16 protein-coding genes and 1 pseudogene are annotated in these 13,310 nt (G+C 53.9%); 16 read left to right on the top strand and 1 reads right to left on the bottom strand.

Annotated elements, in window-relative coordinates:
- Positions 1-56 precede the first annotated feature (56 nt).
- From ABC395_RS18685 to ABC395_RS18615, 15 genes and pseudogenes are all read left to right on the top strand, one after another.
- Positions 57-1,136, top strand: a complete 1,080-nt coding sequence (locus ABC395_RS18685) for a DUF418 domain-containing protein (RefSeq protein WP_413005388.1) — start codon at positions 57-59, stop codon at positions 1,134-1,136.
- A 177-nt stretch (positions 1,137-1,313) separates the two neighbouring features.
- A complete protein-coding gene (locus tag ABC395_RS18680; RefSeq protein ID WP_413005386.1) occupies positions 1,314-2,012 on the top strand; it encodes a cysteine hydrolase family protein in 699 nt (232 codons plus the stop codon).
- A gap of 302 nt (positions 2,013-2,314) precedes the next feature.
- Positions 2,315-2,896, top strand: a complete 582-nt coding sequence (locus tag ABC395_RS18675) for a DJ-1/PfpI family protein (protein WP_413005384.1) — start codon at positions 2,315-2,317, stop codon at positions 2,894-2,896.
- Between the two features lie 140 nt (positions 2,897-3,036).
- Complete coding sequence (locus ABC395_RS18670) at positions 3,037-3,759, top strand: stalk domain-containing protein (RefSeq protein WP_413005382.1); 723 nt, start codon at positions 3,037-3,039, stop codon at positions 3,757-3,759.
- Positions 3,760-3,865: 106 nt separating this feature from the next.
- Positions 3,866-4,042 carry a YHYH domain-containing protein gene (locus ABC395_RS18665; RefSeq protein WP_231392012.1) on the top strand — a complete coding sequence of 59 codons (177 nt, stop codon included), beginning with the start codon at positions 3,866-3,868 and terminating at the stop codon, positions 4,040-4,042.
- A 165-nt stretch (positions 4,043-4,207) separates the two neighbouring features.
- Positions 4,208-4,549, top strand: coding sequence for a hypothetical protein (locus ABC395_RS18660; protein WP_413005380.1), 342 nt, complete (start codon positions 4,208-4,210; stop codon positions 4,547-4,549).
- A gap of 83 nt (positions 4,550-4,632) precedes the next feature.
- Positions 4,633-5,067, top strand: a complete 435-nt coding sequence (locus tag ABC395_RS18655; protein WP_413005378.1) for a transporter — start codon at positions 4,633-4,635, stop codon at positions 5,065-5,067.
- 166 nt (positions 5,068-5,233) lie between these two features.
- Entirely contained in the window at positions 5,234-6,235 is a 1,002-nt protein-coding gene (locus ABC395_RS18650) for a phosphotransferase enzyme family protein (protein ID WP_413005376.1), read from the top strand.
- A 68-nt stretch (positions 6,236-6,303) separates the two neighbouring features.
- Positions 6,304-6,813 (top strand): GNAT family N-acetyltransferase, encoded by a 510-nt coding sequence (locus ABC395_RS18645; RefSeq protein ID WP_413005375.1) that lies wholly within the window; start codon positions 6,304-6,306, stop codon positions 6,811-6,813.
- A gap of 78 nt (positions 6,814-6,891) precedes the next feature.
- Positions 6,892-7,305 (top strand): GNAT family N-acetyltransferase, encoded by a 414-nt coding sequence (locus ABC395_RS18640; RefSeq protein ID WP_413005373.1) that lies wholly within the window; start codon positions 6,892-6,894, stop codon positions 7,303-7,305.
- Positions 7,306-7,341: 36 nt separating this feature from the next.
- Positions 7,342-7,824, top strand: a pseudogene (locus ABC395_RS18635) (tetratricopeptide repeat protein).
- A gap of 15 nt (positions 7,825-7,839) precedes the next feature.
- Positions 7,840-8,079, top strand: coding sequence for a hypothetical protein (locus tag ABC395_RS18630; protein WP_413005371.1), 240 nt, complete (start codon positions 7,840-7,842; stop codon positions 8,077-8,079).
- A gap of 154 nt (positions 8,080-8,233) precedes the next feature.
- A complete protein-coding gene (locus ABC395_RS18625) occupies positions 8,234-8,755 on the top strand; it encodes a DinB family protein (RefSeq protein WP_413005369.1) in 522 nt (173 codons plus the stop codon).
- Positions 8,756-9,015: 260 nt separating this feature from the next.
- Entirely contained in the window at positions 9,016-9,588 is a 573-nt protein-coding gene (locus ABC395_RS18620; protein WP_413005367.1) for a histidine phosphatase family protein, read from the top strand.
- 39 nt (positions 9,589-9,627) lie between these two features.
- Positions 9,628-10,197: a GNAT family N-acetyltransferase gene (locus ABC395_RS18615; RefSeq protein WP_413005365.1), complete on the top strand. Its 570-nt coding sequence runs from the start codon at positions 9,628-9,630 to the stop codon at positions 10,195-10,197.
- A 203-nt stretch (positions 10,198-10,400) separates the two neighbouring features.
- On the opposite strand, the gene ABC395_RS18610 is transcribed toward ABC395_RS18615, so the two are convergent.
- The gene (locus tag ABC395_RS18610) at positions 10,401-11,240 is read right to left on the bottom strand and encodes a helix-turn-helix domain-containing protein (RefSeq protein WP_413005363.1); all 840 of its coding nucleotides are present in this window, start codon (positions 11,238-11,240) and stop codon (positions 10,401-10,403) included.
- 227 nt (positions 11,241-11,467) lie between these two features.
- On the opposite strand from ABC395_RS18610, the gene ABC395_RS18605 reads away from it, so the two are divergent.
- Entirely contained in the window at positions 11,468-13,099 is a 1,632-nt protein-coding gene (locus tag ABC395_RS18605) for an alkaline phosphatase (protein WP_413005361.1), read from the top strand.
- The last annotated feature ends 211 nt before the right edge of the window (positions 13,100-13,310 follow it).

Here is a 13,310-nt window from a genome sequence, read left to right as displayed (position 1 = left end):
TTTTTGGCTATTATTTTACTTACCGGTAAGTAAAATAATAGCCAAGGAGGATTTTTATGCTGGCTGTAAAAAAAGAATCGCGAGTTGAAGGACTGGATTTGGCCCGGGCTTTATCCATCTTCGGAATGATCGTGGTGAACTACAAGATCGCGATGATGGCGGACGGAAGCGGACCCTCGTGGCTGGCCGCATTCGCGGGCTTGTTCGAAGGGAGAGCCTCCGCGGTTTTTGTCGTGCTGGCGGGGATCGGCATTTCCCTGATGACCCGAAAAGCGCGGCGGGGCGATGAGTCCGAGCTGGCGAAACAGAAACTGATCATCCGCAAAAGGTCCGCCTATTTGCTTGCGCTCGGACTGTTTCTGCTTGCAGCGGGATGGACGGCCGATATTTTGCACTACTATGCCTTGTTTTTGTTTGCGGCATCTTTCTTCCTCCGTTCATCCGGCCGCTTCCTTGCGGGCACGGCCGCTTCCGCCGTAGTGGCGGGTCAATGCGCGCAGCTCGCGTTTGATTACAGGGCGGGATGGGATGCCTCTTTTCATGCGTATACGGATTTTTGGACGGCCGGGGGTTTTATCCGGAATCTGTTCTTTAACGGGTTCCACCCGGCGCTTCCCTGGTTTGCTTTTTTTGTAACGGGGATGCTGATCGGACGGCTGGATCTTACCGATTCTTCTATGCGTATCAAGCGGATGACCGCCTCCCTGATCCTTTTCGCCGGAAGCGAACTGATCTCGCGGCTCGCCATACAGATGAGTGCAACTTCCATAGGGGACGAGGGAGCACGCTATCTTTTTGAGACGAAGCCGATGCCGCCCAATCTGCTGTATATGGTTTCCGCAGCGAGTTCGGCCCTGCTGATCATTCTTTTTTGTAATTATATGATGGAGAAGATGCCCGGGCGGCGGGTGATTACGGCTCTTGTCCAAACCGGACAGATGGCGCTGAGCCACTATGTTTTGCATGTCCTTGCGGGCTTGGGTCTTCTGGAGGCGCTGGGGGTGCTGGAGAACGGCTCTCTGCCTTTCTCGGTCTCGTATTCTATCGGCTATTTTGCCGCTGCGGTCGGGGTGAGTTTTCTCTGGAGACGCAAATTTTCGAGAGGGCCGCTGGAAGCCTTGATGAGAAAGCTGTAAGGAAAGGGACTTATATTAGACGAAGGATGAAACTGAATGTATAATTGTGGAAAATAGAGGCGGAAGAAGCAGTTCTGGCTGTATTTATGCAGAAACGTGCTCAGGAGCTTGTAAGGGCTGCCGTTGTTTCCGGCAAGCTGCCAAACATTACAGTGGAAATTAGGGGGATGAGCAGGAATGAGCAGGTATATCCAGCCGAATTTAGCGGCATGCGCGTTATTGACGATCGATACCCAGAATGATTTCAGCCTTCCCGGAGTTCCGGCCGAGATTCCCGGCACGATTGAGGTGCTGCCCGTTATGAGCCGGATCCTTGAACAGTGCCGGGCCAGTGGCATTCCGGTTATTCACGTGATCCGGATCTACGAACGCGACGGCTCGAATGCGGATTTGTGCCGCAAAGAAAGGATCGAGGCCGGAGCGGCTGTCGCTGCGCCGGGGACAAGGGGCGCGGATCTCGCGGATGCGATAAAGCCGCCTCAATCGGAGGAGCTTCAGTTCGATGCGCTGCTCGGCGGAGAGATCCAGGAGATCGGGGAGCGGGAGTGGGTTGTATACAAACCCCGCTGGGGAGCTTTTTACAACACAAAATTGGAAGAGTTTCTGAAGGAGCGGGGCATCGACACGCTTATTTTCACGGGCTGCAATTTTCCGAACTGTCCCCGGACGAGCATGTACGAGGCGAGCGAACGTGATTTCAAAGCGATCATGGTGGAGGACGCCATTTCGGGCGTGTACGAGAAGGGGAAGGAGGAAATCCGCAATATCGGAATTTCGGTTTACGATTCGGCTTCCTTAATCCGGGATCTCGGCCAAGCTTTCGCGCAAAATACGAATCGTACTGCGTCTGATCGGACAGCTTCTTCCTCATCCTGAAACGGCACAGTTTTCGATGAGCCGGAGCGTTTTTCCGTGCCTAGCGGAGCAAGTTCCTTACCTGCATAAAGCTAAAAGATGGCGGGATTCACAGCCATCTGCACGTTTTTTGGAAGAAATAATTCTGCCTATGATACATTGATTCGGATTTCTTTCGTACTAAATCGGCATCAAATGAGTACTTGGATTGCATTATACCTGCAAACGACGCTGCGCTTCTGTATATCCGGGATGAATAGATAATAGATCCGGGAAGTCAGTCGACTGTTCTCATCAGCTTTCAAGCCGCAAGGAGGTTGGAAATGAAAATCGCATTTATCGTGTTTGACGGGATCACTTTTCTGGATTTTATCGGCTTCTACGATGTTGTCAACCGGCTCCGCCTGTTTGACGAGACGAAAGGAACGACATGGGATATTTGCGCGCTTGCGCCGGAGGTAAAGGATGAGCAGGGCTTGACGATCCGTGCCGGCAAAATAAAACCGGACCTGTCGGAATATGACCTGCTGTTTGTTCCGGGCGGTCTCGGGACGAGAAAGCTCAGGTTCCGAAGCGAATTCGTGGACTGGCTTAGGCAGGCGATTGAAGTCAAACATGTGGTTTCGGTATGCACGGGTTCGCTTTTGCTCGGGGCGGCGGGATTTCTGGAGAACAGGAAAGCAACCACGCATCCGAAAGCTTATGAGCTGCTGGAACCGTACTGCAAGGAAGTGGTCCGGGCCAGAATCGTTAAGGACGGACATATCGTCACGGGTGCAGGGGTATCGGCATCCATCGATCTGGGGCTCTATGTAGTCGAAATGCTTGCCGGGCGTGAAGCTTCGGACCAAGTGAAGGAACAGATCGATTATCCGTACGAGCGAAGCGGGATGGTAGAGGTTTAAGAGCGCTGTTTAAGGACTGATTTTGGACAGTTTAATTAACAAATTTGTTAAAAATAAACAGTATTTATGTGCTACACTTATTTCCGTACTGTTCCTAAGGAAGTGGTATTGATTTCAGAAAACAAGGAGAAGGAGAGAAGATGATGAAAAAGAAGTACATGACCCTGTTGGGTGCATGCGGTTTGGCCGCAGCGTTGGGAGCGACGAGTTACGCTGCCGGCGGAGTAGAGAAAATCGAAGCTTATCTCAACCACGATATCAAAATCACGCTCGACAATGAAGCCTGGACCGCGAAAAACGGGGAAGGAAAAACGCTGGCCCCGGTCATTATCGACGGCACTTCCTATGTTCCGGCCAAAGCGGTCGTGGAAGCGATGGGTGGTCAAGTCCAGTGGAACAATGACGCGAAAACGATCGCGATCACGTCCGTTCCCGGCAAAGACGCACCTGTTTCTCCTCCGCAATCCGGCGAGACGGACAGAGACAAGCAGATCGCGCAAAAAATTGCCGAGATCAAAGAGAAGTTGAAGCCGAGTCTGACCCGGGAAGAAGCGGCGGACCGGCTCCAAGTCAAACTTGAAGATGCCACCGACAACGGAGATGTTGAAAATGGCAGCGATTCTTTCTCCAAAGTTTATTACTTCAAAGAGGCCGGCTACGAACGCCCTGAGGGGACTCCGGATCATGTAATTGATTTCGAAGGCTTGAATAACAAAAAAATCGGAGCGAGTTTATTTATCGGCTGGAAAAACGATAAACTGCACTTTTACTCCATCTCCTACGTGAACCCGGCCGACAATAAGGTATACTTATTTTCGGTGGGTCCGGACGGAACATCGGATGACAGTCCCGCCACCAACTGAATCTAAAAAGTTGATAAATTGTAGGGCCAAATCGTATCCCGATTTTCGAAACTGGGTTAGAATGGGATAGAATTCCATTAAGCCCTGCGAATAGGGTATGTCCAAGGTGAGAACATTGAAAAAAACCGTTATTTTTATCGTCGCTATCGTGGTCGTTATGGCTACATCCGCTTCGGCTTACGCACATCCCGGAAGATTGGACAAAAACGGGGGCCACAACTGCTCCGCGAAATCTAAACAAAAAGGGTTATGCAGCGGGTATCACTACCACAAAAAGAAGTAACAACAGGCCTGCTTCGGAGACAAAACAAGATCTTTCATGAAGGCCGGTCCCTACGAAGTAAACCGACCCCAAAAATCATGCCAAACGAGCTGTCCCTTATGGGGTCAGCTTGTTTGGTTTATATGGCAGGGACGGACACTGCCCTGCCTATGGAACGGGATGCAGATGCTCCCTCGTCCGGTATGGGAGCGGACCGCCGAAATCATCAGTCCGGAAGGGCTTGGGGATTCTCAGCCCCGAAACGGTTTTTTCTGGTTCGTACAGGACCGTCCGCGCTCCTTGACGGAATTGGAGCCCGAGCTTCCTGCGGGTTCTTATCAATCTCTCGGAAGCACGGGCTGCGCCTGCCTCGTTATCCCGGAGAAGGAAGCCGTTGCGGTCCGCATGTATAACCAGACAGGGCCGAATCCCGGCGGATATAGCTATCTGGATGACATACGGACGTTCGGAAACATCGTGTATGGCTGCCTGAATGGTATCAACCTGTGGGCAGACCGGTCTCCGTAAATTTATCCGCATCCGCCCAGTCCCCGGCATCCGTCCCGGCATACAGTATAGGAGCCTACTTAAGGAAGAGGAGTGAATGCAGCATGGGATTTTTCTTCCCTCAAGGATCGTTTACACAGCCGCAAGGAAGTCAGGGGTTTCAAGGCGGCCAGGGACCGTTCTTTCCGCCGGGAGGAGGACTGGGCCAAGGTTCGTTCTTCCCGTTTCCCGGCCAGGGACCGGGAACGCCTCCCCCGCCGGGAATTCCGGGATTTCCCGGGGGCAGCCCGGGCCAGCAGGCGCCGACGGCGCCTCCTCCGCAGTTCGAGCCGCAGGTGACTCCCTTTGCGGTTGATCCGGGCGCCATCTCCGGCTGCCTGTTCCGCAATACATTCATCTGGCTGGACAACGGCAGCCGGTTCTGGTACTTCCCGACCTTTGTCGGCCGCACTTCGGTAGCCGGTTTCCGCTGGACGGGGTTCAGATGGGTCTTCTTCGGAATCGATCTCCGGCGGATCAGCTCGTTCACCTGTTTCTAAAAACAGGCGGCCGGCTCTGACAGGCCTGCACATTTATGAAGGATATCCGAACTTTAGTGTTCCGGATATCCTCTTTTTATGAACCGGAAAGAGGAAGGCGCACGTGCATATCGAAGGTATATATGGAAGGGACATACAGAAGAACCGAGGAGGAGGGAGAACAGCCATGAATGATAAGGGCCTCCTGTCCGGTATTCTGGCCGCTTACCCGGTCCGCGAGCCGTCCGTACGGTTTATCCGGCACAATGAAAACAGGACCTACCGGGTAACGGACGGAATCACGGGGCAATCTTACCTGCTCCGGATACATAAGCCGGTTACGGACAAGCTGTACGGGCTGCAGCATACACTCGAAGGGCTGCAGGCGGAAATGCAGTGGCTGGCCGATCTTGGCGCCGGTACGGGGATGCGGGTACAGAAGCCGGTCGCAAGCCATGCGGGCGAATGGGTGACGTCTGTAAACCTTGAAGGGGAATCCGGATCGCAATCCGCCGTATTTTGTACTCTTCTCGAATGGATCGAAGGCCGGGATGTCGGTCATGGTGAATCTTTTTCCCGGGAGAGGGTAAGAGAGCTTGGCCGGCAGCTCGGTATCATGCACGAGTTCTCGCAAACCTACGCCGGGGCCGCCGAATTGAAGAGACCCCGCTACGCGGATGCGGAACAGAACGAGGAGATGCTCGCACGAATCCGGTCGGGGCTTTCTATGGGTCTTTTCAGGGAAGAGGACCTGGAGATCGCCGGCCTGACTTTTGCGCGCATAGCGGACAAGCTTGAGCGGCACAGCCGGTCCGGGAGTACTTGGGGACTGATTCACGCCGATATCAATAAAGGCAATCTCATTGTGACGGAGCATGGCTTTGCGTTCATCGATTTCTGCCTGTTCGGACACGGGTATTACGGATATGATCTGGCGGGCTGCTCGCTCACCGTACAAGCGGAATCGAGAGATTCCGTGCTGGAGGGGTACTCGCTTATCCGGCCAGGTGCCGCCGGGGAGCGGCCGGATCTGCTGGAGGGGTTTATGCTCCTGTCGATTTTCGGTTTTTATTCGTTCCATTTACATAATCCCGATAAGCATCCGTGGATGAAAGAAAGGATGCCTGCTTTCTGTAAAAATTACTGTGTGCCTTTTCTTGAGGACCGCAGCCTATTTTATACCTTTTGAAAGAAACGAAATTATCCCTGCATCACGCAAAAAATATTAGGCCGCAGGCCGCAAGGAGGTTAACGACCATGACTCAAGGAGTGACGATTCATGAACTGGAATCGATGGATGGGAATGTTCTGAACGATTTGACGGAGTTGCTGATCCGGGTAGTGGAGGATGGGGCTTCGATCGGATTTTTGCCGCCGGTAAGCTGGGAAGACGCGAACACTTACTGGAAAAAAGTGATTGAGCCGGGCGTATTGGCCTGGAACGCCGTATGCGACGGCAAAATCGTCGGCACCGTCCAGCTTCACCTGGCGATGAAAAGAAATGCCACGCACCGGGCGGAAGTCGTCAAGCTGATGGTTCATCCCGAATACCGGCGAAAGGGCATCGCTCATATGCTGATGAAAGCTTTGGAGGAAACGGCGGCGGAGGAGGGAAGGTCGCTTCTTGTGCTGGATACCCGTGAAGGAGACGCGTCCAACAAACTGTACAAATCTTTCGGTTATATGGAGGCGGGCCGCATCCCGCATTTCGCCAAATCGTCCGACGGGAGTCTGCACACGACGATCTTTTATTACAAGCTGATCTAGGAGAAACCTACATGACCGAACCTGATGATTTTGTAATCAACAGCGGGGACGTTATCTACCGAAAAGCGGTGGTCCCGGATGCTCCCGGAATGGCCCGGCTGTCCGTTCAGCTTGGTTATCCCGCCAGTGAAAACCGGCTTGCGGAGAGGCTCGAATACATTCTCAGTCTCCCCCGATCACGTCGTACTTACGGCGGAATACGAAGGAGAGATCATCGGCTGGATTCACGTCCATGCCCGCTGTTTGCTGGAATCCGAGCCCTTTGCCGAAATCGCCGGATTAATCGTGGAGCGCAAATTCAGAGGTCAGGGAATCGGGCGGACACTCGTAAAACGATGCGGGGAATGGACAAGCTCAGCCGCACTCGGCAAGCTGCGCGTCAGGATGAACGTAAACCGGCAGGACGCGGTTTCGTTCTATGAGCAGATGGGATTTGAGCCGGTCAAAACCCAGCGCGTTTTCGATAAAAGCATCCGGCCCCGTTTTAAATAGCCGGCCTGTTCAAACCGTAACCGGAGGAAGTGGATCATGACAAAGCTGGAAGAAGCCATTCGGCTGAGAGAATCGGGACGGCATGAGGAAGCACGGGCTTTACTGCTGGAACTTGTCAGGGAGGAGCCGCTTGTTCCTTCCAACTGGTACCAGTGCGCCTGGATTCATGACGCCATGGAGCTGGAAAAGGAGGCCGCGCCTTTCTATGTGAAAGCGCTGGAGCTGGGCCTGGCGGGTGAAGAGAGACGGGGCGCCTGGCTCGGTCTGGGCAGCACGTACCGGGCGCTGGGTGAGTAAGAGTCGGCCCGGACATGTTTTCTTCAGGCGATCCGGGAATATCCGGAAGCCCGGGAATTTCGGGTTTTTTATGCGATGACGCTGTACAACCTTGGCGAACATGCGAAGGCTATGGAGCTGGTGCTCCGGCAGTTGGGCGAAACGAGCGGGGACGAAGGAATCGCTTCTTACAAAAAAGCCATTCTTTTTTATGCCGACAAATTAGATGGGATCTGGAAGTGAAACGCGAATTGCCAAATGGAAGGTTCAAATAACGGAAAGGAGCTGGCAGCTCTGACGAACAACGTCATCCATACCGTTCTTGCCGTCGTGCTGGCCATCGTCTCTTTTTTTACCGGGGAAGTCGTAACGTTCATTATGCTCGGGTTTATTCTGATGAGCCTGATCACGATTACGGCCTATCTGCGCAAAATTTACGAGACGCTGAATCGTATGGCTTCGGAGAAAGATCGCCCGCCCGGTCCTCCCGGGCAATAAAAGGGCGAGCCGCCGCCAGATCATTTGACGGAATTGCTGGCCGCAGCGAAACAAATGCCGCAGATTTGCGTACGATCCTAGTACGGGGATGAGGCAACCGGCTTCCGATTTGTCAAACATTTGACCGGGCCGGAGTACATAAAGGAGTGAGTTCATGCTTACAAAACCGCCGCACGAAGAATATCCCGCTTATTACGAAGCGTACGTTAAGCTGGTTCAGGAAGGAAATCTCGCCGAAATTCTGGTCGAACAGCTTCAAACCACGACTGAGCTGGTGCAGTCCCTTACGGAAGAAACGGGGGATTACAGATACGCTCCGGGCAAGTGGAGCATCAAAGAAGTACTGGGCCATGTGGCCGATACGGAACGGATCATGGCCTACCGCATGCTCTGTATCGCTAGAGGGGACCGGACGCCGCTTCCGGGTTATGACGAGAACGAATATGTGGCGGGAGCGTCTTTTGCTGAAAGCGGCCTGTCCGACATTCTCAAGGATTATTCCGCCGTCCGCTGTTCCACGCTGACCTTGCTGCGGGGTATAACGGAAGAGGCTTGGCTCCGGACCGGAACGGCCAATAACGGCCTCATATCCGCCAGAGCGCTCGCCGCGATCATAGCCGGACACGAGCGGCATCATATCGGGATTATTCACGAGAGATACCTTCGGGCCGAGTAAGGCTATTTACGGCAGATTTTTCCGGATCGCATGACCGAAGGCCTTTGCAGGCAAAGACCGGACGACAAAACCTAAGACACGGCAGGTTTTCTCGTCTTTTTTATTCCCGGCGGGCCGGAGAGCGGAGGGGCTTAACGGACGAACATGTCAACCTGCGCCGGCAAGCGGCAAGGCAGGCCTTTATCAGCGATCACGAGGCTGCCAAGACAGGGCTGATCCGGGAAAGACAGTTTGTTAAACCGGGAAAGGAAGCGGTATACATGACGACAATCGCCTTTATAAGGCACGGCAGCACGCACTGGAACAAAGAAGGAAGAGCGCAGGGAAGCTCCGATATTCCGCTCGATGAGGAAGGGCTGGCCGACGCGGAAAAGCTGGCGGAACGGATCGGGCCGGAGCAATGGGACTATATTTACTGCAGCCCGTTGCTCCGCGCCAAACAGACGGCGGACAAGATCGGCGGACGTGCCGGGATTCCGGTGTGGAGCGACGAAAGAATCCGTGAAGCCGGCGGAGGGGAAATCGAAGGCACAACCGAGCAGGAACGTATCGCGAAATGGGGTGCGGGCTGGAGAGAGCTCGATCTGGGCATGGAAAAGCCGGAACACGTCATAGCCCGTGGCGGTTCTTTTCTGGAAGAGGTATTGAGCAGACATAAAGGCAAAAAGATAGTAATCGTCAGTCACGGCTCTTTTATCCGGACGATGCTGAAACATGTGCTGCCCGATTCCGGATACGACGGGCATTTATCGAACACATCGGTCACGACTCTGGTTCTGGATGACCGGGACTGGACCTGCGGATTGTACAACTGTACGAAGCATCTGGAATAAAACAGGACAAGAAGCGATGGAAAAAGAAAGGGTGGGGGCATGAATATTTTAGTGAAGCCGCTCGACAGCGAAGAGCTTAAAGTGATCTGGATGCAGGCTTTCGGCAAGCACGGGCTGGACCGGGAGGCCGCCTACTACGATCAATGCCTTCATGAAAATGTGCTGGGTACCCGTGTCACCCTTCTCGCTTTCGTGGAAGAGATTCTGGTCGGCTGCGGACACTTGAAGGTGGAATCGGAGTATGCGTATTTCCGGGAGCGGCGGATTCCGGAGATCAATGATTTGAATGTTTTTCCCGACTACCGCCGCAACGGAATCGCAACCAAACTGCTGGAGCAGTTCGAGGCGCTGGCAAGCGAAGATTTTCACCGGATCGGGCTGGGGGTCGGGCTTTACAAAGACTACGGGGCGGCGCAGAGGATTTACTGCCGGAGAGGTTACGTGCCGGACGGCAACGGCCTTATGTCGGGCAACCGGGAGGCGGCCGCCGGTGAGATGGTGCGTGTGGACGATGACCTCCTCCTGTATCTCGTCAAGGACCTGCGGCTGGATTCGTTCTATAATCTGCACGCCGGGAAGGCGGAAATCCAGCCTTTTTTGAATCACTGATCCGTTCTGTAAAACGGCCCCGCCCGTTGCCGCATGGCGCCGACTTCCGGTCCGCCGGGGTTCTCTGCGGATTATTGGCCGTGACCGGCCGTCTCCGCCGTGGCCGCCCGGAAGCGCCGAACCGCCGAACCGCCGCCGCGCGGGCCGTCCCCAATCCGCCGTTATCCCGGCGGATTATTTGCGTTCCGCGCCCGTCTCGCCGCTCACGGCTGCCTGCGGCGGTAACGGACGGGGGAGCAGCCGGTCATCTGCTTGAAGGTCCGCCCGAAATGAGTCAGGCTGTCGAACCCGACGCGCTCGCAGATCTCAAGCACCTTCCAGCTGGTCTCCCTGAGCAGGGCGCACGCTTTTTTGATCCGGACGTTATTGATGTATTCGATTGCGGTATAGCCGGTCACTTCTTTAAAAGTGCGGCTGAGATGGGAAGGGCTGATTGCGAACGTCTGCGAGAGATCTTCCAGCGTAAGCCGCTCGTAAAAGCGGTTGTTGATGTACTCCACGAGGGCGTAAATTTTTTTGTGGGTGGGCGATGCGCCGCTCCCGGCCTGCTCCCCTTCCGCTGCGCGCACCTTGCGGTTCATAAACAGCAGCAGCTCCATCAGCAGCACTTTCTGATACTGCTCGAACCCGATCTGTTTGCGGACGCCTTCATGGAGCATTTTATGAAAAAGCTCCTCCGTAAACGTCTGCTCATATCCGGAAAGGTTGACGGCATGAAAGTCCGCAGAGAAAAAGGACAGAAGCTCCCCGCCGTCTTGCAGACGGAAAAAATCGTGAAGAAATTCCTCTTTGAAAAGCAGCGTAACGCGCTCAAAGACGGCGTCGCCCGCGTTAACCAGCTGATGAGGCACGTTGGCGTTGATGAACAGAAGCACGCCGCCTACGACTTGGTACGTTTTGTCCCCGATAAAGTAATACAATTGACCGGATACGAGATACATCATCTCGAAAGCGTCGTGGGTATGGCGCGACGGCATACTCGTGTATGCGAGCTCCTTGCGGCTGATATGCAGAGAACCGCAGTCATAACAGACGTTTTTCAATTGAACTCCTCCTCGCCCGTGGGTGTCTCTATTCAGTGTAGCGCGTCCTCCGGCTTCTTTATAACCCTATCGCCCCAAATCACATAAAAAAACAAAAAAGGTAATAAAAAAGAACAGCAAAATAAGGTGTCTTTTTCTTCTTACTGGAGGATATGTGCAGAAAACGGAAACCTATTCGCTTATAATAAAGGAGTGATATTTCTACATAACGGTTTAGGAGGAAAAATATGGTTAAAAAAATATTCGGTATGCTGTTGACTTCGGCACTGGTGTGCGGCAGTCTGGGAGCCGGTACGGGACACGCGCAGTCAGAACGCGCTTTGCCGGCGGAGAAGAAGGAAGTCAAAAACGTGATTTTGTTTATTACGGACGGAATGAGCTTGTCGGACGTGAATTTGACGAGGTGGGTGCAGGGCGGCAAACCGCTGGAAATGGACGCTTATTTCAAAGGGCTCGTCCGGACGTACGCGTCGGATTCGCTGACGACGGACTCGGCCGCGGGGGCCTCCGCTTACGCGACCGGTCATAAAGTGAAGAGCGAGACGGTATCGATCACGCCGGACAAGGTCACGATGCCGTTCATCGACAAGCGGAGCGAACAGGAGGCGGCCAAGCCTCTGCCGACTCTCCTGGAAGCGGCCCGCCTGAAGGGCAAGGGAACGGGGCTCGTCTTCACATGCGAGCTCACGGACGCTACGCCGGCGGTCTTCGCCAGCCATGCCGAAAGCCGGGACAACGCCCATTCCATCGCGGAGCAGATGGTGTACAGCGGCGTCGATCTCGTGCTGGGAGGCGGGTCGGGCTATCTCGTGCCGGGCGTCGATGAAATCAACCGCAAGGACGGGGAAGACCTCACGAAAGTGCTGAAAGCAAACGGTTACGAGTATGCAACGAGCCGGATCGATCTGCTCAGTTCGCAGACGAACAAGATTTGGGGGCTTTTTAACGAGGGGGCTCTGGACGCCGACCTGGACCTGGACCCGCAGAAGCAGCCGACTCTGGCTGAAATGACGACCATCGCGGCGAACAAGCTTTCTTCCAATGAGAACGGGTTCTTCCTGATGGTGGAATCGAGCCAGATCGACTGGTTCGGACACGACAACGATCCGGTAGGCATCGTCACCGAGACGCAGGCCTTCGACCGTGCGCTGAAAGCGGCGATCGATTTTGCCAAAAAAGACGGAAACACCGCGGTTATTTCCGTATCCGACCATGCCACGGGCGGAGTTAATATGACGAACTATGACACGATGAAGGATCTTCAGCCTATCTTTACGAAAGCCAAGCACACGAGCTACGGGCTGGAGGGCCGAATTAACGAATCCAACTACAAGAAGATGCTGGAAGAGGAATACGGACTTTCCGACCTGACGAAGGAACAAGAAGAAGCCGTCAAAAAAGGGCTGAAAGACAATCTTTCCCCGGTGATCGGAAGCCTATTGGGAGAGCGGGCAGGCGTTTCGTTCTCCACCGGTGACCATACCTCGGAAGAGGTCGGACTGTTCGCTTACCATCCGAACAATTTCCTTCCGACGGATTACGCCAAAAGCGGCGTGGTCGAGAACACGGACGTCGGAAAATACCTCCAGCTGATCCTGGGGCTGGACCTGCCCGTGCTGGAAAATACCCTTTTCCTTCCCGCCAGTGACCTGGAAGCCAAAGGCGCCAAAGTCAGCCTGGACAAATCGGATAAGGAAAACCCCGTAGTCGTGGTGACGAAAGGGACGAAGACGATCAAGCTCCCGGTAGACAAAAACACCGCCCTGTCGGACGGCAAGACGATCAAACTGGGCACGCCGACCCTGCACATCAAAAATAAAATTTGGGTGTCCAAGGACGCGGCGGCTTTGATTCAATAACCGGACATAGTTAATGATGATAATCGGCCTTTTAGGTCGATTATTTTTTTGTTTAGAGAGAGTTATATAAGAGTCATTTCCTGAATAATAACGGCATATCTCTATTTCGTGCGGTATCCGGGAGCTATTCACGTCTGAAGAACAAGTTTATTTTCCTTCTAAAACGGTATAGTACAAAAGATCGCTGCCATAGGAATAGGGAAGGAAATTT

This window comes from Paenibacillus canaveralius (genome assembly GCF_047238265.1).
Lineage (GTDB): Bacteria > Bacillota > Bacilli > Paenibacillales > NBRC-103111 > Paenibacillus_F.
Note: the sequence above shows the minus strand (reverse complement) of the source record. Positions and strands in the feature narration are given on the sequence as shown.